Below are 19,600 nucleotides of genomic sequence, written 5' to 3' on the forward strand. Positions count from 1 at the left end.
GCAATTACCGTCGGAGTGTACGTAAATGGCCCTCATCAACAAGGCAATCTTCCCGGTTGCTGGACTCGGCACACGCTTTCTGCCTGCCACCAAGGCGCAGCCCAAGGAGATGCTGCCCGTGGTCGACAAGCCGCTGATCCAGTACGCGGTGGAAGAAGCCTACGCGGCGGGCATCCGTCAGATGATCTTCGTGAACGGCCGTAACAAGCGCGCCATTCCCGATCACTTCGACACCGCCTTCGAACTCGAGACCGAACTCGAAGCCGCCGGCAAGAAGGAACTGCTGGCGATGGTGCATTCCATCAAGCCGGACGACATGGAGTGCATCTACATCCGCCAGCCCAAGGCCCTGGGCCTGGGTCACGCGGTGCTGTGCGCGCAATGCGTGGTCGTCAACGAGCCCTTCGCCGTGCTGCTGGCCGACGACCTGATGGTCGGCAAGCCGCCGGTGCTCAAGCAGATGGTGGACCAGTTCTCCGAATGGCAGGCCTCCATCCTGGCCGTCCAGGAAGTGCCGGCCGAGCACACCAAGCGCTACGGCATCGTGGCCGGCGCGCCCATCAGCGACCGCCTGATGGACCTCACCCACATGGTCGAGAAGCCGGCGCCCGAAGACGCGCCCTCGCGCCTGGGCGTGGCCGGCCGCTACATCCTGACGCCGGGCGTGTTCCGCGAGATCGCCACGCAGCCGCGCGGTGTGGGCGGCGAGATCCAGCTGACCGACGGCATCGCCGCGCTGATGCGTCGCGAGAAGGTCTTCGCCTTCCGCTATGAAGGCAAGCGCTACGACTGCGGCAGCAAGGAAGGTTTCCTGCAGGCCAACGTCGAGCTCGCGCTGGCCCACCCGGAACTCGGCGCCAGCTTCCGCGAGTACCTCAAGGCCCTGGAAATCTGACCGCGCTGAACTTCTGACGGCAGGACTTCCCGTCACTGCCGCGTCATGAAGCACGAAGGCCACGCATCGCGTGGCCTTCTTCGTTTCCGGGCGACTCCGCGAGTCAGCGTCGCTTGAGCACGTGGATGTATTCGTCGCCCGCCGAGCTCTGCTCGACCAGCTCATTGCCGGTCTGCCGCGCGAAGGCCTGGAAGTCCCGCGTCGAGCCGGGGTCCGTCGCGACGACCTTCAGCAACTGGCCGCTCTCCATCTCCGCCAGGGCCTTCTTGGCCTTGAGGATGGGCAGCGGGCAGTTGAGGCCGCGGGTGTCGAGTTCCTTGTGAATGTCCATGAGAGCGTCCTAACCGCCGATGACCGGCGGCGATGAGCGGGATTCTAGTCAGCCGGTCGATGTCGGCCGGCGCCGGTGGTTCAGGGGCGCGGCGCCATCCACTTCGGTTCAATGCCGCGTCCGCGCAGCCAGTCCGCCAGGGCCTGGCCCGTGCCGGCGGGCCAGCACTCGAGCTGCTCCGGCGGCGTCAGCGTGTACTCGACCAGCTCCGGCGACAGCGTGACCTCGCCGCGCGCGGGCACGTGGTAGGCGATGAGGACCTGGTTCTTCTTCTGGAAGTCGTAGACGCCGATCAGCGTCGCGCCCAGCGCCTCCAGCGAGGTCTCTTCCAGCACCTCGCGCCGGATGCCCTCTTCCGGCGACTCGCCGGCTTCCATGAACCCGGTGATCAGGCCGAAGAACGGTCCCGGCCACGCCGCGTTGCGCGCGAGCAAGACCTGGCCCTCGCGGTCGACGCATTCGACGACAGCGGCCAGCACCGGCGTCGGGTTGTTCCAGTGGGTGAAGTCGCAGTTCGGGCAACGCAGCCGGGTCTTCGGACCGCCGTCTTCCGGCAGCTCGATCCAAGCCAGTTCACTGGCGCATTGCGGGCAGAAGCGGAAGCTCATGAGGCGTGGGCGCGAAAGCGCCTGCGTGTCGCGATGCGGCCATCATCCCTGATTGGCCGCGCGGCGTCAGGCGGGGAACACACCGGTCGACAAGTAGCGGTCGCCGCGGTCGCAGACGACGAACACGATGGTCGCGTTCGAGACCTGACGCGCGATCTGCATCGCGACCCAGCAGGCTCCGGCGGCGGAGATGCCGCCGAACAGGCCCTCCTCGCGCGCCAGGCGGCGGGCCATGTCCTCCGCGTCGGACTGGCCGACCAGCACCAGTTCGTCGACGGTCTCGGGACGGTAGATCTTGGGCAGATACGCGGCAGGCCACTTGCGGATGCCGGGAATGCGCGAGCCTTCGGCCGGCTGCGCACCGACGATGCGCACTTCCGGGTTCTTTTCCTTCAGGAAGCGCGAGACCCCGGTGATCGTGCCGGTCGTCCCCATCGCGCTGACGAAGTGCGTGATGCGCCCGCCCGTGTCGCGCCAGATCTCCGGCCCGGTGGTCTCGTAGTGGATGCGCGGGTTGTCGTTGTTGGCGAACTGGTCGAGCACCCGACCCTTGCCATCGCGCTGCATCTGCTCGGCCAGATCGCGGGCGTACTCCATGCCGCCGGAGCGCGGCGTCAGGATCAGCTCGGCACCGAAGGCCTTCATCGTCTGGGCGCGTTCGACCGACAGGTCCTCCGGCATGATCAGCACCATGCGGTAGCCGCGGATCGCCGCGGCCATCGCCAGCGCGATGCCGGTATTGCCGGAGGTCGCCTCGATCAGCGTGTCGCCGGGCTTGATCTCGCCGCGCTCTTCGGCGCGCCGGATCATGCTGATGGCCGGGCGGTCCTTCACCGACCCCGCGGGGTTGTTCCCTTCCAGCTTGGCCAGCAGCACGTTGCCGCGCGCGGCCAGCTCCGGTCCCAGCATGCGCTGCAGCCGCACCAGCGGCGTGTTGCCGATGACGTCTTCCAACGTCGGATAGCTCGTGGGGTCGAAGGCGCTTGCGTCACTCATAGCCGCGCATTCTCTCAGGAGGCATCTTCCCGCGTGGCATAATGGCTTTCTCATTTCGCGGCTCACCGTTGCCTCCGCGGCAACGCTCCAGAGCCGCACCGCAGACCGTCGATGGCCCGTCCATGGCGGTCTCGCACGCAGCAGGTTGCCGTGACGCCCGGATGGCGAAATCGGTAGACGCAGGGGACTCAAAATCCCCCGCCGCAAGGTGTGCCGGTTCGAGTCCGGCTCCGGGCACCACTCTCGAAGTGGTCAGGTCTTGGCAACTGCAACGCGTCCTTCCCCCTCACTTCATTCCGCTTTTTTTCCGCGTGCTTTCCGCTTCCTGCGGTCACGCTGAAGGGAAAGCCGTGCGCGGCCCGGGTCGGGTCTTGCGCACGGCGCGGCTACACTGGCCTGAACGCATTGGCTTGATCCCAGGTCCATTGCGCCTTCCCAACGCGCCGTCCGCGGTGCCTTCAGAAGACGCCCGCTCCATGCCCTTCATTCCTCCGGTGACCAAGGCCTTCATGCTGATCTGCGTGGGCCTGTTCTGTCTCCCGATCGTCGTGCCGCCGCTGGCCTCGATGAACGTCCTGATGGCCCTGTGGCCGCTGAACTCCGGAAGATTCGAGTTCTGGCAGCCGATCAGCTACGCCTTCCTGCACGGCAGCATCGCGCACCTGTTCTTCAACATGTTCGGGCTCTGGATGTTCGGCTCCGAGCTGGAGACGATCTGGGGCGGCAAGCGCTACGCGCAGCTGCTTGTGGCGAGCGCACTGACCGCCGCCGCGGCGCAACTGGTGTTCACGCTGCTGATGGGATCGTTCGCGCCCACCGTCGGCGCCTCCGGCGCGCTGTTCGGGCTGCTGCTGTCCTACGGGCTGCTGTTCCCGGACCGGGTCATCATGCCGCTGTTCCCCCCGATCCCGATGAAGGCCAAGTACTTCGTCGCCATCTTCGGCGCGCTCGAACTGTTCCTGGGCATCAGCGGCGGCAGCGGCATCGCCCACTTCGCCCACCTGGGCGGCATGCTCGGCGCCTGGCTGATGATCAACTACTGGCGCGGCAGCCGCCGGCGCTGAGCAGCCCTCCGACCTCAGCCCTCGACGTCGGCCGCCCCGTTCACTCCTCGACGGCGAGCAGCCCCTCGCGCGGCGTCGGGTAGCGCAGCCGCAGGCGCAGCTCGCGCTTGAGGCGCCGGTTGTCCATCCGGCGCGATTCGTTCATGAAGCTCATCTGCATCGGCGAGAACACGCCGGGTGCCTCGGCGCGCGTGACGCGCGCCGGCGCCGGCAGGCCGCACATCGTGGCGGCCAGTTCGAAGTAGTCGCCCATCAGCAGTTCGCTGTCGTCGCTCGCGTGCAGGATCCGCTGCGCCGGGCCGCGCATCAGCGCGAGCAGGCAGGCGCGCGCCAGGTCGTCGGCCTGGATGTGGTTGGTGTAGACGTCGTCCTCGCGCGCCAGCACCGGCAGCCCCTTGCCGAGCCGCTCACGCGGATGCCCGCCGTCGCGGTCGAACGCGTAGATGCCCGGCACGCGCAGGACCGTCACCGGCACGCCCGTCACGCGGCCCCACTGCCTCAACTGCTCCTCGGCATCGACGCGACGCCACGCGCGGTCGTTGGAGGGATTCGCGCGGCGTGTCTCGTCGATGCGCGCGCCGCCGCAATCGCCGTAGACGCCGCTGGTGCTCGCGTAGACCAGATGCGCCGGGACCGCGGAGCGCGACAGCGCCTGCAACAGCCGCCGGGTGCGCTCGTCGGTCCGGCCTTGCGCGGCCGGCGGCGCCAGATGCAGCACGCGGTCCGCGAGTCCCGCCAGCCGCCCCAGCGACACGGCGTCGTCCAGGTTGCCGATCAGCGGGATCGCGCCCGCGGCACGCAGTTCATCGACCCGCGCGGCGCTGCTCGTCAGCGCGAACACCGTCCAGCGCCCGGCGAGTTGCCGCAGCACGCGCATCCCCACATCGCCGCAGCCGACGATCAGCAGACGGCCTCGGCGGCGGCGGCGATTGACGGAAGGCGAAGCGGGATTGGCACCGGGCATGAGGGACTCGACAGGGCTGGGGCAAAATGGCGGGCTAGTTTAGTCACCTCCCCATCATGAGCTTCCAGGTCACCGTCCTGCCCGCCGGCCGCAACTTCACCGTCGACGACGACGAAACCGTGCTGGCCGCGGCCATCCGCCAGGGCATCGGCCTGCCCTACGGCTGCAAGGACGGCGCCTGCGGCTCCTGCAAGAGCAGGCTGATGGAGGGTCAGGTCGTGCACGGCGAGCACCAGACCAAGGCGCTGCCGCCCGAGGACGAAGCCGCCGGCTTCATCCTCACCTGCTGCTCGAAGCCGCTGACGGATTGCACCGTCGAAGCCCGCACCGTACCCGGCGCCGGCGAGTTCCCCGTGCTGAAGCTGCCCAGTCGCGTAATCACCGTCGAGAAGCCGGCGGGCGACGTGGCGGTGGTCAAGCTCCAACTGCCGGCCACGCAGAACCTGCAGTACCGCGCCGGCCAGTACGTCGAATTCATCCTGCGCGACGGCGCGCGGCGCAGCTACTCGATGGCCAACGCGCCCAGCCGCCTGGGCACGCCGCCGGCGATCGAGCTGCACATCCGCCACATGCCCGGCGGCAAGTTCACCGACCACGTCTTCGGTGCGCTCAAGGAGAAGGACATCCTGCGCATGGAAGGCCCGTTCGGCAGCTTCTTCCTGCGCGAGGACAGCGACAAGCCGATCGTGCTGCTGGCCTCGGGCACCGGCTTCGCGCCGATCAAGGCGATCCTGGAACGCATCCAGGACGAAGGCATCACGCGGCCCGTGACGCTGTACTGGGGCTGCCGCTCCAAGGCCGACCTCTACCTGCACGAGTGGGCCGAGGCGACCGCGGCCGCGATGCCCACGTTCACCTACGTGCCGGTGCTGTCCGAGCCCAAGGCCGAGGACGGCTGGACCGGCCGCACCGGCTTCGTCCACCAGGTGCTGATGGGCGACCTGCCGGACCTCTCGAAGCACCAGGTCTACGCCTGCGGCGCGCCCATCATGGTGGAGTCCGCGCAGCGCGACTTCGTCGCGTCCTGCGGACTGCCCGCCGAAGAGTTCTACGCCGACGCGTTCACGTCCGAAGCGGACAAGCACGCCGGCTGAGCCCGTCCATCCAGCGCCCGCTCAATCCCGCGTTCGCGGCGTGACATGCGCCATCCCGGTCGCGGCGATCCATACTTTCGCGCATGAAGCATTTCCCGCCGCCGTACTCCAGCGCCGCGCAGTTCGAACAGCAACTGCAGAACCTCGGCCACACCGTCATCGCCCCCGAGAGCCTGACGCACTGGCTGCATTGCCAGGCCGGTGATCTGCGCACGCTGCAGACCTACTGGAACGACCTGCCCCCCGACGCCTACCTGCGCGACGGCGGCCGCTACCGCTTCCGGCGGCACGCGAGCTTCGTCGTGGACTCGCAGGCCGATCCGTCGGTGCGCCTGGCGCCGCATCGGGCGCACTGGCAGCCGGTGGACTACAACGCACTGCACGGCGGCATCGAGCGCTGGTTCGAACCCATGGATCCCGCCGCGGTCGACCTGCCGATCTGGCCGCGCCTGCTGCTGGGCCTGGCCTCGGTCGCGGACCGGCTCAAGGGCGCGAGGCCCTGGTTCATCGAGGCGCACCAGTTCCGCATCGACACCGCGGGCGGCATCGGCCGGCCCACGCCCGAGGGCGCGCACCGCGACGGCGTGGACCTGGTGGCGGTGTTCATGCTGGGACGTCACGGCATCAAGGGCGGCGAGTCGCGCGTCTTCGAAGCGGACGGTCCGCGCGGCCAGCGCTTCACGATGATGGAGCCGTGGACGCTGCTGCTGCTCGACGACGAACGCGTCATCCACGAGACCACGCCCATCCAGCCCATCGATCCCGCGCATGCCGGCCACCGCGACACGCTGGTCGTGACGCTGCGCTCGGACGCCTTCATGGGGCGCTGACACACTGACCGGCTGACGCGCGGAGACGGCCGCGCGCCGGCCGGCGCGGGCCTCCCCGGGGTCCGTCAGGGCTTCGCGGGCGACGGATCCGCGTTGACGGCGGCCGTGGTGGCTGCCGGAGCGGGAGCCGCCGCCAAGGTCGGCGCCGGCGCCACGCAGGCGTCGCCCGGGACCGTGGTCGGTGCAGGCGATTGGCCGTCGACCAGCGCCACCGACATCAGATCCCCGCGCAGATTGCGCACCAGCGCCCAGCCGCAGTCCTGGCGGCGCAGCACGGTGCCGCGCTCGAAGCGCTTGTTGAGCCCTTCCCAGTAGCGCAGCGTGCGCTCGGGTTCGGTGCCGGCCGCATACGGATCGCCGTCCTGCGCCGCGCCTTCCGTGGCCAGGCGCAAGACCTGGCCCAGCAGCGCCGTGGTGGCGTCGCGCAGGCGGATGCCTTCGGCGTCCGCCCAGGCTTGCTGGGGCGACAGCGTGGAGGGGGCCGGCGGCGCGTGCAGCCACACGTGGCGCTGCCAGACCGGATCCGTGTCGCCCCGCTTGACGATCGCGACGTCGGCTTCCAGCAGCAGGCCGCGATGGTCCTGCGTCATCCAGAACAGCGGCGCGAAGCGCAGCGTCATGTCCTCGTCCGCGACCTCGTCGGCACCGACCACGCGCACGCGGTGAGAGATCCGCGAGGCCTCGACCGCCTGCGGCAGCAGGTCCGCGAAACGCAGGCCGTTCATGGCCGGCCGGTAGGGCTCCAGCACCCGGTTGGCCGCGGCTTCCTCGCGTTCCCGCGCGGCGGTGCGCACGCCGTCGTTGATGGCGGCGTGCGTGGCCAGCGCCACGAAGAAGCCCGCCAGCCCCGGTCCGTACATCATGGCGCCGGCCTCGCCCCGCGCCGAGTCGTTGGCCGTCATGGCGCGGAAACGCGGCGCCGGCTCGGCCGGCAGCCGCACGGCCAGTGAGCGCCGGGGGACGACAGGCACCGGCACGGTCACGGGGACCGACGCCGGAGCGGAAGCGGCTTCCGAGGCCAGGGGCGCAGCGCCCGGCGTGGATGACTGCAGCTGCAGTGACTGGGGCGTTTGCGGTGATTCGAGGGACGGGCCGTCGACCGGCGCGGCGACGGCGCGCGCGGCCAGCAGCAGCGCGACGAGTCCCGCCGCGCACGCCCCACGGCGTGCGCGGCGAGCGGGGACGGCGGTCATTGCTGCTTCTGCAGCGGCTGCAGCAGCTGCTCCTTGGCCATCTCGATGGCTTCGTAATAGGCGTTGGTCAGGCCCGGGAACTTCGGCGGCTCATCCCACTTGCCGGAGGACGGCTTGCGGATCTCCACCGGCTTGAGCCAGTCGTAGGCGCCGCTGCGCAGATCGACGACCGAGCCGGTGGCCTTGACCCAGGCGAGCGGATCGCTGGTCGGGAAGTAGGACGAATAGGTGCGCTGGAAGCCCACGCCTTCGACGGTCACCAGCAGCAGCCGGTCGATCTGGTACTGGTCGCGCAGACGGGCGAAGTCGCGATCGGCCTGGCCGGGCTGGCGGGTGCGCTCGGGGAACTTGGCGACGTCGAAGTCGCCGTCGATGGCCACGGCCTCGACGCCGCGCTTCTTCAGCGTCTCGACGATCTGGGCCTTGACGGCCGCGAGGTCGTCCGACGGCAGCGTCTTCGCATGCGCGGTCAGCGACGAGTTGGCGACCGAGGCGGCGGCCAGGCACAGCAGGCAGCCGGCGCCCGGCAGGTAGGTGTCGGCCTTGGGCACGGCGGTCAGCGCGACGCCGACGCGGGCTTGAGGCGCAATGGCCTCGGCCTTCATCTGGACCGGCAGTTGGGGCTTGGTGGCGCAGCCCGTCAGGGCGGCCACAGCCATCACCCAGGTGATGGTGACGATACGGATCATGAAAGGTTCTCCCTCGTGGCCCGGGGGACCGCCCGCATCGACATGTGCAGATCGTGTCACCTCCGGCAAAGCCGCCTCCGCGGCGCTGCGGATTCTAAGAAGCGGAACCGGTCCCCGGACGGGTGCTTTCACGCAATCGATCCCCTGGCGGCCCCGGAACGCCCCCCTGAACGGGGGGAAGAAAGCCTGACGAACTACACTCACGGCTTCGCGTGCCACAAGCGCGCGTCATTGCCGGCGCCATGCCGCCGGTCGTCCGCGGACCCGGTCCGCATCAAGCATCACAAGTGCAGGTTCCCATGAACGCCATCACCGACATCGCCCGCGCGCTCGCCGCCGGCTCGACCGACGCCATCCCCTCCTCCCTCTTCGGCCTGCCCGACCAGGCGCCGCACGAACGCGTGCTGCTGGCCGCCGATCCGGTGACGGGTCTGAAGGCGATCCTGGCGGTGCACAGCACCGCGCGCGGCCCGGCCTTCGGCGGCTGCCGCTTCTGGGGCTACGACAACGAGCTGGCCGCGCTGAACGACGCGCTGCGCCTGTCGCAGGGCATGAGCCTGAAGAACGCGCTGGCCAACCTGCCCTTCGGCGGCGGCAAGGCCGTGATCATCAAGCCGCAGGGCGACTTCGACCGCGCCGCGCTGTTCGCGGCCTTCGGTCGCGCCGTGCAGTCGCTGCAAGGCGCCTACATCACCGCCGAGGACGTCGGCACCACCACCGCCGACATGCTGGGCATGACGGCGCACACGCAGTTCGTGTCGGGCATCCCGCGCGACGGCGCCTTCGGCGGCGACCCCAGCCCCAAGACCGCCTACGGCGTGTTCGTGTCCATCGACGAAGGCGTCAAGCGCGTGCTGCGCCGCGAGTCGCTGGAAGGCGTGCGCGTCGCGCTGCAAGGCCTGGGCGCGGTGGGCTGGCACCTGGCCGAGTACCTGCACCGCGCCGGCGCGAAGCTGGTCGTCGCCGACGTGAACGCCGAGAAGGTGGCGCGCGCGCAGACCGAGCTCGGCGCCAAAGCCGTCGGCATCCACGAGATCCTGGCCGCGGACGTCGACGTCGTCGCGCCGTGCGCGCTGGGCGCGACGCTGAATGCGCAGTCCATCCCCGCGCTGAAGGCCGCATTGATCGCCGGCGCCGCCAACAACCAGCTGGCCACCGCCGCCGACGGCGACGCGCTGCAGGCCCGCGGCATCACCTACCTGCCGGACTACCTGGTGAATGCCGGCGGCATCATCAGCGTCGCGCGCGAGTTCCGCAACGAAGGCGAAGAGAACGCCGTGATGGCCGAGGTCGGCCAGATCCGCGGCCGTGTCGCCGAGCTGCTGGACCGCATCCAGGTCAGCGGCCAGACGCCGGCCCGCGAAGCGGACGCCTGGGCGCGTTCGCTGCTGGTGAAGCCGGCCTGAGCGACGTCCGCTCCGACGAAGACGGCGCCCGCGTGGCGCCGTTTTCTTTGTGCGCTGGCGTACAAACACCCGCTTCATCCACCCCTGTACCGGATTCCCGCCATCCGGTTGCCTCCCGTCCCCGGGAGCGACTTCAAGCCCCTTCGCCGCGGCACCGATCGCGCACAAGGCCGATGCCATCGACGTATACCGCCGCCTGAGTTCCGCGCAGCCCGTTGCGGAGCCGAACCCAGGAGACCTCCATGACGTCCATGAGTTTGAAGTCCTTGCCCCTCGCGGCCGTGGTGCTCGCGACGGCGAGCCTCGCGATGCCGGCCCTCGCGCACGACATCGTGTACACCGCGCCGCTGAGCGGCGGCGCCGAGTTCCCGCCGAACGCCTCCGCCGGCACCGGGCTGGCGCGGGTGACCTTCAACGACGATGACTTCACGATGCGCGTGCAGGTCACCTTCGCGGGTCTGACCGGCACGACGACGGCCTCGCACATCCACTGCTGCACGGCGGCGGCGGGCGCCGGCAACGCGGGGGTCGCGACGACCACGCCGACCTTCCCCAACTTCCCGCTCGGCGTGACCTCGGGCAGCTACGACCAGACCTTCGACCTGACGCAGACCGGCAGCTGGAACGCGGCCTTCATCAACGCCAACGGCGGCACGATCGCGAGCGCCTTCGCGGCCTTGTCGACGGGGCTGGCGGGCGGCAACGCCTACCTCAACGTGCACTCGACCTTCGCGCCGGGCGGCGAGATCCGCGGCTTCCTGACGGCCGCGGCCGTGCCCGAGCCGTCGACCTACGCGCTGATGGTCGCGGGCCTGCTGACGGTCGGCGGGCTGGCGCGGCGGCGCACGCGCCAGGGCTGAACCTCACCCGACCGCCGCCCGGCCACCACGCGGCCGACCGCAACGCCCTGTCATCGCTCGACACACGTTGGGGACACGCGCGGCGGTCTCTCCCCTCCCTGCCTCGGTATGCTCACCCCATAAACGTACCGCACGACTCCCCCGTGCTGGCGCGGCTCCGATTCGGGATGCCTCGCTAGGCGCAAACCGGAGCCATAGCGGTGCTATGGCGAGGATTTGCAACGACGCGAGGCGCCCGAATCGGAGCTGCGCCAGCATGGGGGAGGAGCAGCGGATGGTCATCGAGAGGTTCTGGTTGCGTTGGCCTGCGGCGGTGCTCGTCTTCGTCGCCGCGACCTGGCTCAACCTGTTCCTGCAACCGGCACTCAACAGCCGCGAACCGCTGCTGCCCTACTTCCCCTCGCTGGTGATCGTCGGCCTGGTCTGCGGCCTCGCGCCCGCGCTGACCTTCCTGGTGGCGGCGAGCCTGGCGATCCTCTATTTCTGGATCGACCCCGTCGGGCAGATCTTCCCGGTCAACTCGATCGCGGACGCGGCGCTGGTCGTGCTGTTCCTGCTGACGGGGTCGCTGGTCGCGTCGGTGTCGGCGTGGGCGGGCCGTCTGATGCAGAAGGAGCGCAACAGCCGGCGGCGGCTCAACCTCGCGCTGGCGGCGGGCCGCATGATCACCTGGGACTGGGACGCGGTGACCGGCTTCGCCACCACCGGCGGCGGCGCGAAGCAGCTGTTCGGGCGGACCTGGGCGTCGATGGACGACATGCTCGCCGGCATGTCCGCGCAGGACGCCGCGCGCTTCCGCGACCGCTACCGCTACGCCACGGAAAGCGGCGGCCGCTTCAGCCTGGCCTGCCCGATCACGCGCGCGGACAACGACGAGGTCGTCTGGACGCAGTTCGACGGCTACGTGAGCCTGGACGCGAAAGGCCGCGCGGTGCATGCCTACGGCGTCGCGGTGGACGTCACCACGCAGCAGGAAGCGCTGCGCGCGAGCCAGGCGGCCGAGGAGCGTTTCCACCTCGCGCTGCAGAGCGGCAAGGTGATGGCCTGGGAATGCGACGTGATGGGCCGCTACACCTGGGCGTTCAACACGCCGATGGGATTCACGCGCGAGGCGCTGATCGGCGCGGAAGTCGGCAGCCTGGTCGGCGAACCCGAGTTCGCCGGCATCGTGCGCGAGGCGGTGATCACCGGCCAATCGATGAACCTCGCGCAGCGCACGACGCACGGCGGAAGGACCTACCAGTTGCTCACCTCGCTGCGGCCGATCACGGCGCACGACGGGCAGGTGCAGCGGGTGATCGGCGCGACGGTGGACGTCACCGAGCTGTCGGCGGCGCAGGAGGAACTGCGCCGCGAGAGCGAGCGCAAGGACTCCTTCCTGGCCACGCTCGCGCATGAGCTGCGCAACCCGATGGCGCCCATCCGCTATGCGGTGGCGATGCTGCGGCAGTCTTCCTCGGACGACACCCGCGCGCAGGCCACGGACATCATCGCGCGCCAGTCGGCGCACATGGCGCGGCTGCTGGACGACCTGCTCGACATGAGCCGCATCACGCGCAACGTGGTCGAGCTCAAGCGCCAGGTCATCGACCTGCGCACGGTGGTGAAGCAGGCGCTGGAGGCGATCGAGCCGCTGTACGTCGAGATGAAGCACCGCGTCACGCTGTCGCTGCCGCCGACGCCGGTGCCGGTGGACGGCGATCCGACGCGGCTGCAGCAGGTGCTGGGCAACCTGCTCGACAACGCGGCCAAGTACAGCCCGGAGCCGGGCGAGGTGCGCGTGCATGTCGAGGTGGTCGGGCATCGGGCGCAGATCACGGTGACGGACCGGGGCGTCGGCATCGCGCCGGCGATGCAGCCGCGGGTCTTCGAGCTCTTCACGCGGATCGACGCGCGCGGCGCGTCGCCGTCGGGGCTGGGCATCGGCCTGGCGGTGTCCAGGCAGCTCGTGCAGCTGCATGACGGCACGATCACCGCGCAGAGCGACGGCATCGGACAGGGCAGCCGCTTCACGGTCAGCCTGCCGCTGGCGGATCACGACCTGACCCCGCTGACGGACGCGCCGGGGACCGGCGGCGATGGCACGCGCGCCACGATGGCGCAGGCACAGTCACGGGCCCTGGTGCTGGTGGTCGACGACAACGTGGACGCCGCCAACACGCTCGCCGAGGTGCTGCGCGGCGTGGGCTATCGCGCGACGGTCGCGTACAGCGGCGAGGAGGCGCTCGCCGTGTTCGAGCGCACGCAGCCCCGCGTGGTGCTGCTGGACATCGGGCTGCCGGGCCTCTCGGGAACCGACGTCGCACGACAACTGAGATCGACGCGCGGCGCCGAGCCGCTCGCGCTGATCGCGATCACCGGCTGGGGCCAGCGCTCCGATCGCGAGGCCACGGCGGCGGCGGGTTTCGACGCCCACCTGGTGAAGCCGGTGGAGTTCAACGAGCTGGAGCAGGTGATGCAGGAGCTGCTGGACGCAGGGGGCTAGCGGGTCGCTCGCCCGACCCTTCGCTCAACCGAGCAGCGCCGCGCCGACCACCAGGCCGACGACACCCACGAGCAGCAGCGGCAGATAGAGCGCCGCGAGCACCCCGCCGCGCCAGACGCTGCCCCACCAGCTCGTGCCGTAGACGGTCCTCAACGCGATGAAGCCATGCAGCAGGACCAGCGCGGCGATGACCGACGATGCGGCCGGCACCACGATCGCCAGCAGATAGGCCGCGAACCAGCAGGCGTGCAGATGCAGTGAGAAGACGAAGTGCTCGGCATACTTCATCCGTCGCCGCAGGAACATCAGCGCCAGCAGCCCGGCGAAAACCGGCTGCATCAGCAGCATTGCGTAGGGAGCGAGCTTGTCCATGCGCTTCTGCACCTGCGCGACGGACCCGCTGGCCAGACGCTCGCCGACGCGGTCGAGGCGGCTCTCCCACCAGTTGCAGGTGCTGCCCAGGGTTGAGCAACTGCCCTGCCGGGCCTGCGCGATGGCGCGGTCGTCGCGCTGCACCGTGAGGTGCTCGCCCGGCAGCAGATGCACGGCGATGAAGAACACGAAGCTGAGGCTCAGGTACAGGCGAAGCGGCTGGACATAGCGCCGACGCCGGCCGATGAAGTACTCGCGCGTCAGACGACCGGGCAGGAACAGCATCGCCCACAGCGTCCGCCACAAGGGCCCTTCGAGCGCGACGTAGTGGCCGATGAACTCATGGATGAACTCCCGCATCGAGGCCGGATGCAGGTGCGCTTCCTGGCCGCAGTGGGGACAGAAGTGCCCGCCGGGCTGCAGTGCCTGATCGCAGTTGTGGCAGGTCACGGCGGCGTGGGACGGAGAGAGAGGCGTCATGGCGGGGGCTCGGAAGTCGTCATGGGCGCGCCGGCCCTTCACTCCCTGCCGGTCACGCGCCGAGGATGATAGGTCGCGACGGCGCGAGCGCCTGATCGGGTTCATCCGGGTCCGCGGGGGGAGTTCGCGAGGGACTTCGCGCCTGGGCACTGGCATCGCGGGCACCACTGGCATGCCGGTTGCCTGTTGTCGGCGAGGGCCTCAGGAGGAGGCCGACATCACAACAGGAGCTCGTCATGACCATTCGCCACCTCGCAGCCGTCGTCCTGGGCACCGCTGCCCTGCTCACCGGCATCGGTGCCACTGCCCAGTCCGTCGGCAAGGCCTCCGATCCCGAACGGGACCTGGGCCGCGCCGCGCCGGGGCAGGACAACTCCTACTTCAACGTGACGGCCAAGAACCGCATCCCCGCGCCGCTGCTGCCGCTCAAGAAGGGCCAGTGCGTGATCTGGTATCCCGAGAAGGGCATCGCGGAACACACCGGCCCGCTGCCGTGCTCGCCGCTGCCCAAGGTCGAACCGGGCGGCTGGCTGATCGCGCCGTCGAAGGATCCGGTGATCCTCGAAGCGGCCGTGTATCACGCGGAGAACCCCGGCGTCGTCATCGCGCGCGGGTCCTTCGACGCCCGCACGCGCTACCTCGTGCGCACGCTGGACCCGGACAGCAAGATGGACGTGGAGAAGGCCAAGGCGAAGCGCTGAGCGCTCGGCCGCTCCGGACGCGCGCAGGTGCTTCTTGCTCCCTCTCCCGCTTGCGGGAGAGGGCGGGGGTGAGGGCCAGCGTCCTCAAGTCCTACGCCCAAGTGCGTTCCACGCTGACCTCGTCGACGGGCACGCGGATCTAGTCTGGAGCCATGGGATTTCACCGACTCCTCGGGCGCCTGGCGATGACGCCCTTCTCCAAGGCCTTGCCCTCGATGGGCGACACGGAGCGGGCTGCGCTCGAAGCCGGCACCGTCGGCTTCGAGGGCCAGCTCTTCGCCGGTCAGCCCGACTTCGACGCGCTGATCGCGCAAGGCCCGAATCGTCTCACCGATGAGGAGCGTCGTTTCCTCGACCACGAGGTGACGACGCTCATCGCGATGCTCGACGATCACGCCATCGACGAGGCCGGCGACCTGCCGCCCGAGGTCTGGCAGTACCTGCGCGAGCACCGCTTCTTCGGGATGATCATTCCCAAGGAATATGGCGGCCTGGGCTTCGGCCACTACGCGCATGCCGAGGTGGTGACCCGCATCGCCACCGTCAACACCGCCTGCGCGGTGACGGTGATGGTGCCCAACTCGCTGGGCCCGGCCGAACTGCTGCTGCGCTACGGCACCCCGGATCAGCAACAGCATTACCTGCCGCGCCTGGCTGATGGCCGCGAACTGCCCTGCTTCGGCCTCACCTCCCCCTACGCCGGCTCGGACGCCGCATCCATTCCCGACCGCGGCGTGCTCACCGAACGCGTCATCGACGGCCGCACGGTGCGCGGCTTCAGCGTGCGTTTCGACAAGCGCTACATCACGCTCGCGCCGGTGGCCAGCGTGGTGGGCCTGGCCTTCCAGGCCGTGGACCCTTCCCGGCCCGAAGGCGAGCAGGCGCTCGGCATCACCTGCGCACTGCTGCCCGTGCCCACGCCCGGCATGGAGATCGGTCATCGCCACCGGCCGATGGACTCGGCATTCATGAACGGCCCGATCCGCGGCGAGGATGTCTTCGTGCCCATGGACTGGGTGATCGGCGGTGAAGAACGTGTCGGTCAGGGCTGGCGCATGCTGATGGAATGCCTGGCCGCCGGCCGCGCCATCTCGCTGCCGGCGCTGGGCGCGGCGATGCAGCAGACGGCGCTGTTCGTGGTCAACGGCTACGGCCAGGTGCGCGAGCAGTTCGGCCTGCCCATCGGACGTTTCCACGCGATCGCGGGCATCACCGCGCAGATGGCCGCGCGGCTCTACGCAACAGACGCCGCGCGACGCTACACGGCCGCGGCGCTCGATGCCGGCGAGCAGCCCAGCGTCGCCAGCGCGATCCTCAAGGTGCAGCTCACCGAAGCGGGTCGTCGCGCGGTCAACGACGGCATGGACGTGCTCGGGGGCAAGGGCATCATCTCCGGGCCGCGCAACCTGCTGGGCGTGGCCTACCGCCATGCGCCCATCGCGATCACGGTGGAAGGAGCCAACCTGCTGTCGCGCGCGCTGATCATCTTCGGCCAGGGCGCGACGCGCTGCCACCCGTTCGTGCTGGAGGAGATGAAGGCGGTGCAGACCAAGGACGAGGAGCGACTGGGTCGCGCCCTCGCCGGCCACGTCGGCCACGTGATGCGCAACCTCTGGCGCAGCCTGGCGCACGCGCCGCTGCGCGGGAAGCCGCCAGCCGACCTGCGCGCCGAGGCCACGCTCATCGCCTCGCTGTCGGCCCGCTACGCGCTCACCGCCGATCTCGCCATGGGTCTGCTGGGCGGCAAGCTCAAGCGCATGGAGCTGCTGTCCGCGCGGCTGGGCGACGTGCTGTCGGCGCTCTACCTCGCCGCGGCCTGCGTGTGGCGCTACCAGGTGGAGAACGACCCGGCGACGCTGCCGGTGGCGCGCGCGGCGATCCGCCTGCAGCTGCACGAGGCCGCGACGCTGCTGCGGGAGCTGTACGCGAACCTGCCTTCAGGCTTCCTGCGCGCGGTGGCGCCGATGCTGCTGCACGGCACCGGGCACCTCGCCCCCTTGCGCGACCGCGAGGCCATCGCGCTGGCCGACGCGCTGCGCACGCAGCCGGAGCTGGTGCGCCGCCTGTGCCCCGACGTCTCGCGCCCGAAGCGCGGCGGCCTGCTCGACCTGATGCACGCGCTCGAAGCGGCGCACAAGCTGGGCGACGAGGTCCCTGAACTCAACAAGGCGCTGCGCCGTTCGGGCTCGCTGGAGGAAGTGGCGCGGAGCTCGCGGGATCCGGAGGCGGCACTGGCCTATCTGCGAGCCGCCGAGCAGGTGATCGCAGTGGACGAGGACAAGCCCGCAAGCGCAGGCGACACTGGGCAGACTCAAACGCCTCTGCCCACCACCGAGCCGCCGCCATGCCAAAGCTCAATACCGCCCTCTGGACCGACCACCCCGGCGTCGTCAATCGCTTCTCCGGACAGAACGATGGCCCGTACGCCGAGCTCGTCCTCGGTGATCAGGCAGGCCTGACGCAGTTCGGCGCGCGGCTGGAACGTCTCCCGCCGGGCTCCCGTTCCTCGCATCGACACTGGCACGAGACGGAAGACGAATTCGTGTACGTGCTCTCCGGCGAGCTGGTGCTCGTCGAGAACGACGAATCCGTCCTGCAAGCCGGCGAGTCGGCCGCCTGGGCCGCCGGCGCACCGGTGGCTCACTGCCTGGAGAACCGCTCCGCCTCGGAGGTCGTGTACCTCGTCGTGGGCACCCGTGTGTCGAAGGGGACCGTCCACTACCCGGACCACGACGTGGTCCTGCATCACGACGGCGACGAGCGCCGTTTCACCAGAAGCGATGGGTCGCCCATCGAGCGGGGGTAGAGACAAGGTGCATGGACAGGCGCGGGCGCCATGCCCCGCGCCAAGGACCAGGAGTTGTCAGCCCGGCTGACCAACGCCGCCGGTGGCCGCGAAGATCTGCCCGGTCGAGAAGCCGAGCGCGGGATCCGCGGCCGCGACGAACAAGGGCGCGATCTCGGCGGGTTGTCCCGGCCGTCCGAGCGGCAACGCGCCGCCCAGTGCGACCTGGTTCTCCGGCGTCGAGCCCCCCGTCACGTGCAGCGGCGTCCAGACCTGCGCAGGGGTCACCGCATTGACGCGGATCCCGCGCGGCGCGAGCTGCTTGGCCAGCGACTTGACGAAGTTGATCCCCGCCGCCTTGCTCATGCCGTAGTCGATGAGATTGCCCTGCGGATCGCCCGCCAGTCGCGACGAGGTGACGACGATCGCCGAACCGGGCTGCATCAAGGGGATGACCGCCTTGCTCAGCCAGAACAGCGCGTAGACGTTGGTCTTCAAGGTGTCGTCCAGGTCCTGGGTGCTCAGGTCGGCGATCGTCGCCCGCACCTGCTGGCGCCCGGCGTTGCTGACGAGGATGTCGATGCCGCCAAGTTCCCGGGCAGCGTCCCGCACAAGCTTCTGGCAGAAGGCCTCGTCCCGGAGGTCGCCGGGCAGGCCGACCGCGCGGCGACCCTCGGCCCGGATCAGCCGGAGGATCTCCCGCGCATCGGGCTCTTCGACCGGGAGATAGTTGATGGCGACATCGGCCCCCTCACGGGCGAAGGCGATCGCCGCGGCGGCACCGAGGCCGCTGTCGCCGCCGGTGATCAACGCGCGCATGCCAGCGAGCCGGCCGGACCCGCGGTACGTGGACTCGCCCAGATCGGGCGGCGGCGACATGTCGCGCGACAGGCCCGGCCAGGCCTGGTGCTGGGCCTTGAACGGCGGACGAGGACGGGTGACAGGCGGAAGGACCGCCGACGGGGCGTTGGACATGCGCGATTCCTGTGAGAAGGCGGGCGTCGTGCCGGCGAGCGCGACGGCACTCGTGGCGGCGACCTTGACGAAGTTGCGACGGCTGTTCGAGCCGGAAGTCGAATCGTTGGACATGGATCTCCGCAGGGGTGGTTGAAGTGAAGGACATCCGGCCCTAGCCGGACAGGGATTCAAGGACGTGATGAAGGTGCGCACCGGCCATCCGGGTGGCGCGCGCGAGATCGCGCGCCATCAACGCCTCCACCAGCATCCGGTGTTCTCGCTCACAGGCGGCGCGTCGTTCCCGCGTCAGCCCGCGGCGCTTCAGCGCGCCCCACCGGCCTTGCGCACGGACGTGATTCATGAGGCGGTACACGCTCGAGAAGAACCGGTTGTGCGTCGCGTCGGCGATGACCTCGTGCAGGCGCCCGTCCCACTGCTCGAAGTCGTCGACCGTCGTGGCCGACTCCGCCTCGCGGCAGCAATGGACCATGCGCTCGAAGTCCGCGGGCGTCGCCCGACGGATCACCAGCGCCATGAGCGCCGGTTCGAAGGCGATGCGGGCCTCCATCAGCTCGGCCGGCGTCGTCGACGCGGCAGGACGATCGGCGGCCAGGGCTGCCAGGACCATCGTCGCCCGCTCGGCCACGTAGGTGCCGCTGCCGACCCGCTGCGTGATCAGGGCCAGGTCCTTGAGCTCGCCGAGAACGCGCCGGACCGTGGTCCGCCCGATCGCGAACGTTTCGGACAACGCGCGCTCCGTCGGCAGGCGGTCGCCGGGTCGCCAGTCGCCGCGATGCAGGCCGGTCAGCAAGGCGTCCTTGCATCGGCGGGCCGCACCGGTCGACTCGACGCGCGCGGTCGGTGCCTGCAATGGGGATTCGGAAGTCATG

Annotated in this window: 19 protein-coding genes and 1 tRNA gene; 11 read left to right on the plus strand and 9 right to left on the minus strand. The window is 70.0% G+C overall.

What is annotated here, in order from left to right; genetic code table 11:
* Positions 1-25 precede the first annotated feature (25 nt).
* Entirely contained in the window at positions 26-895 is an 870-nt protein-coding gene (galU, locus tag ABE85_RS11565; protein WP_067274262.1) for a UTP--glucose-1-phosphate uridylyltransferase GalU, read from the plus strand.
* Positions 896-998: 103 nt separating this feature from the next.
* On the opposite strand, the gene ABE85_RS11570 is transcribed toward galU, so the two are convergent.
* From ABE85_RS11570 to cysM, 3 genes are all read right to left on the minus strand, one after another.
* Positions 999-1,226, minus strand: coding sequence for a sulfurtransferase TusA family protein (locus tag ABE85_RS11570; protein WP_067274265.1), 228 nt, complete (start codon positions 1,224-1,226; stop codon positions 999-1,001).
* Between the two features lie 80 nt (positions 1,227-1,306).
* A complete protein-coding gene (locus ABE85_RS11575) occupies positions 1,307-1,834 on the minus strand; it encodes an NUDIX domain-containing protein (RefSeq protein ID WP_067274268.1) in 528 nt (175 codons plus the stop codon).
* Between the two features lie 66 nt (positions 1,835-1,900).
* On the minus strand, positions 1,901-2,830 hold the full coding sequence (gene cysM / locus ABE85_RS11580; protein WP_067274271.1) for a cysteine synthase CysM: 930 nt from the start codon (positions 2,828-2,830) through the stop codon (positions 1,901-1,903).
* Between the two features lie 155 nt (positions 2,831-2,985).
* Between cysM and ABE85_RS11585 the strand changes: the two genes are divergently transcribed.
* Positions 2,986-3,070, plus strand: a tRNA-Leu gene (locus ABE85_RS11585).
* A 236-nt stretch (positions 3,071-3,306) separates the two neighbouring features.
* On the plus strand, positions 3,307-3,894 hold the full coding sequence (locus ABE85_RS11590; RefSeq protein WP_067274274.1) for a rhomboid family intramembrane serine protease: 588 nt from the start codon (positions 3,307-3,309) through the stop codon (positions 3,892-3,894).
* Between the two features lie 40 nt (positions 3,895-3,934).
* Here the strand turns inward: ABE85_RS11590 and ABE85_RS11595 are convergent, their stop codons facing one another.
* A complete protein-coding gene (locus ABE85_RS11595) occupies positions 3,935-4,858 on the minus strand; it encodes an NAD-dependent epimerase/dehydratase family protein (RefSeq protein ID WP_067274276.1) in 924 nt (307 codons plus the stop codon).
* Positions 4,859-4,914: 56 nt separating this feature from the next.
* On the opposite strand from ABE85_RS11595, the gene ABE85_RS11600 reads away from it, so the two are divergent.
* A complete protein-coding gene (locus ABE85_RS11600) occupies positions 4,915-5,952 on the plus strand; it encodes a CDP-6-deoxy-delta-3,4-glucoseen reductase (protein ID WP_067274279.1) in 1,038 nt (345 codons plus the stop codon).
* Positions 5,953-6,035: 83 nt separating this feature from the next.
* Positions 6,036-6,782 (plus strand): 2OG-Fe dioxygenase family protein, encoded by a 747-nt coding sequence (locus ABE85_RS11605; protein WP_067274282.1) that lies wholly within the window; start codon positions 6,036-6,038, stop codon positions 6,780-6,782.
* Positions 6,783-6,847: 65 nt separating this feature from the next.
* On the opposite strand, the gene ABE85_RS11610 is transcribed toward ABE85_RS11605, so the two are convergent.
* Complete coding sequence (locus ABE85_RS11610) at positions 6,848-7,975, minus strand: hypothetical protein (protein ID WP_067274285.1); 1,128 nt, start codon at positions 7,973-7,975, stop codon at positions 6,848-6,850.
* The gene (locus ABE85_RS11615; RefSeq protein ID WP_082938544.1) at positions 7,972-8,664 is read right to left on the minus strand and encodes a hypothetical protein; all 693 of its coding nucleotides are present in this window, start codon (positions 8,662-8,664) and stop codon (positions 7,972-7,974) included. Before ABE85_RS11615 ends, ABE85_RS11610 begins: the two co-directional genes overlap by 4 nt.
* 299 nt (positions 8,665-8,963) lie before the next feature.
* Here ABE85_RS11615 and ABE85_RS11620 point away from each other — a divergent pair, with 299 nt between their 5' ends.
* From ABE85_RS11620 to ABE85_RS11630, 3 genes are all read left to right on the plus strand, one after another.
* Entirely contained in the window at positions 8,964-10,070 is a 1,107-nt protein-coding gene (locus ABE85_RS11620) for a Glu/Leu/Phe/Val dehydrogenase dimerization domain-containing protein (protein ID WP_082938545.1), read from the plus strand.
* A 242-nt stretch (positions 10,071-10,312) separates the two neighbouring features.
* Positions 10,313-10,930, plus strand: coding sequence for a CHRD domain-containing protein (locus tag ABE85_RS11625; RefSeq protein ID WP_197507304.1), 618 nt, complete (start codon positions 10,313-10,315; stop codon positions 10,928-10,930).
* A 274-nt stretch (positions 10,931-11,204) separates the two neighbouring features.
* On the plus strand, positions 11,205-13,415 hold the full coding sequence (locus ABE85_RS11630; protein WP_067274288.1) for an ATP-binding protein: 2,211 nt from the start codon (positions 11,205-11,207) through the stop codon (positions 13,413-13,415).
* Positions 13,416-13,439: 24 nt separating this feature from the next.
* Here the strand turns inward: ABE85_RS11630 and ABE85_RS27525 are convergent, their stop codons facing one another.
* Positions 13,440-14,267 carry a DUF3667 domain-containing protein gene (locus tag ABE85_RS27525; protein ID WP_067274290.1) on the minus strand — a complete coding sequence of 276 codons (828 nt, stop codon included), beginning with the start codon at positions 14,265-14,267 and terminating at the stop codon, positions 13,440-13,442.
* Positions 14,268-14,503: 236 nt separating this feature from the next.
* Between ABE85_RS27525 and ABE85_RS11640 the strand changes: the two genes are divergently transcribed.
* The 3 genes from ABE85_RS11640 (at position 14,504) to ABE85_RS26955 (ending at position 17,774) form a co-directional block, all read left to right on the plus strand.
* Entirely contained in the window at positions 14,504-14,968 is a 465-nt protein-coding gene (locus ABE85_RS11640) for a hypothetical protein (RefSeq protein WP_067274293.1), read from the plus strand.
* A gap of 152 nt (positions 14,969-15,120) precedes the next feature.
* Positions 15,121-17,427, plus strand: coding sequence for an acyl-CoA dehydrogenase (locus ABE85_RS11645; RefSeq protein ID WP_067274296.1), 2,307 nt, complete (start codon positions 15,121-15,123; stop codon positions 17,425-17,427).
* A complete protein-coding gene (locus ABE85_RS26955) occupies positions 17,313-17,774 on the plus strand; it encodes a cupin domain-containing protein (RefSeq protein WP_157522245.1) in 462 nt (153 codons plus the stop codon). The genes ABE85_RS11645 and ABE85_RS26955 overlap by 115 nt, the downstream gene beginning before the upstream one ends.
* 57 nt (positions 17,775-17,831) lie before the next feature.
* On the opposite strand, the gene ABE85_RS11650 is transcribed toward ABE85_RS26955, so the two are convergent.
* Both ABE85_RS11650 and ABE85_RS11655 read right to left on the minus strand, forming a co-directional pair.
* Positions 17,832-18,842, minus strand: coding sequence for an SDR family oxidoreductase (locus ABE85_RS11650; RefSeq protein WP_067274299.1), 1,011 nt, complete (start codon positions 18,840-18,842; stop codon positions 17,832-17,834).
* A gap of 40 nt (positions 18,843-18,882) precedes the next feature.
* Positions 18,883-19,599 carry a FadR/GntR family transcriptional regulator gene (locus ABE85_RS11655; protein ID WP_082939021.1) on the minus strand — a complete coding sequence of 239 codons (717 nt, stop codon included), beginning with the start codon at positions 19,597-19,599 and terminating at the stop codon, positions 18,883-18,885.
* Position 19,600 lies beyond the last annotated feature (1 nt).

The sequence above is a fragment of the Mitsuaria sp. 7 genome (assembly GCF_001653795.1).
In the GTDB taxonomy this organism is placed as follows: domain Bacteria; phylum Pseudomonadota; class Gammaproteobacteria; order Burkholderiales; family Burkholderiaceae_C; genus Roseateles.

Excerpts from the sequence above, each read along its gene's own strand:
- ABE85_RS11575 (WP_067274268.1), bottom strand. The coding sequence starts at position 1,834 with ATGAGCTTCCGCTTCTGCCCGCAATGCGCCAGTGAACTGGCTTGGATC.
- ABE85_RS11650 (WP_067274299.1), bottom strand. The coding sequence starts at position 18,842 with ATGTCCAACGATTCGACTTCCGGCTCGAACAGCCGTCGCAACTTCGTC.
- ABE85_RS11570 (WP_067274265.1), bottom strand. The coding sequence starts at position 1,226 with ATGGACATTCACAAGGAACTCGACACCCGCGGCCTCAACTGCCCGCTG.
- ABE85_RS11590 (WP_067274274.1), top strand. The coding sequence starts at position 3,307 with ATGCCCTTCATTCCTCCGGTGACCAAGGCCTTCATGCTGATCTGCGTG.
- ABE85_RS11610 (WP_067274285.1), bottom strand. The coding sequence starts at position 7,975 with ATGACCGCCGTCCCCGCTCGCCGCGCACGCCGTGGGGCGTGCGCGGCG.
- cysM (WP_067274271.1), bottom strand. The coding sequence starts at position 2,830 with ATGAGTGACGCAAGCGCCTTCGACCCCACGAGCTATCCGACGTTGGAA.
- galU (WP_067274262.1), top strand. The coding sequence starts at position 26 with ATGGCCCTCATCAACAAGGCAATCTTCCCGGTTGCTGGACTCGGCACA.
- ABE85_RS11645 (WP_067274296.1), top strand. The coding sequence starts at position 15,121 with ATGGGATTTCACCGACTCCTCGGGCGCCTGGCGATGACGCCCTTCTCC.
- ABE85_RS11605 (WP_067274282.1), top strand. The coding sequence starts at position 6,036 with ATGAAGCATTTCCCGCCGCCGTACTCCAGCGCCGCGCAGTTCGAACAG.
- ABE85_RS11615 (WP_082938544.1), bottom strand. The coding sequence starts at position 8,664 with ATGATCCGTATCGTCACCATCACCTGGGTGATGGCTGTGGCCGCCCTG.
- ABE85_RS11595 (WP_067274276.1), bottom strand. The coding sequence starts at position 4,858 with ATGCCCGGTGCCAATCCCGCTTCGCCTTCCGTCAATCGCCGCCGCCGC.
- ABE85_RS11620 (WP_082938545.1), top strand. The coding sequence starts at position 8,964 with ATGAACGCCATCACCGACATCGCCCGCGCGCTCGCCGCCGGCTCGACC.
- ABE85_RS11655 (WP_082939021.1), bottom strand. The coding sequence starts at position 19,599 with ATGACTTCCGAATCCCCATTGCAGGCACCGACCGCGCGCGTCGAGTCG.
- ABE85_RS11625 (WP_197507304.1), top strand. The coding sequence starts at position 10,313 with ATGACGTCCATGAGTTTGAAGTCCTTGCCCCTCGCGGCCGTGGTGCTC.
- ABE85_RS11630 (WP_067274288.1), top strand. The coding sequence starts at position 11,205 with ATGGTCATCGAGAGGTTCTGGTTGCGTTGGCCTGCGGCGGTGCTCGTC.
- ABE85_RS11640 (WP_067274293.1), top strand. The coding sequence starts at position 14,504 with ATGACCATTCGCCACCTCGCAGCCGTCGTCCTGGGCACCGCTGCCCTG.
- ABE85_RS27525 (WP_067274290.1), bottom strand. The coding sequence starts at position 14,267 with ATGACGCCTCTCTCTCCGTCCCACGCCGCCGTGACCTGCCACAACTGC.
- ABE85_RS11600 (WP_067274279.1), top strand. The coding sequence starts at position 4,915 with ATGAGCTTCCAGGTCACCGTCCTGCCCGCCGGCCGCAACTTCACCGTC.
- ABE85_RS26955 (WP_157522245.1), top strand. The coding sequence starts at position 17,313 with ATGCCAAAGCTCAATACCGCCCTCTGGACCGACCACCCCGGCGTCGTC.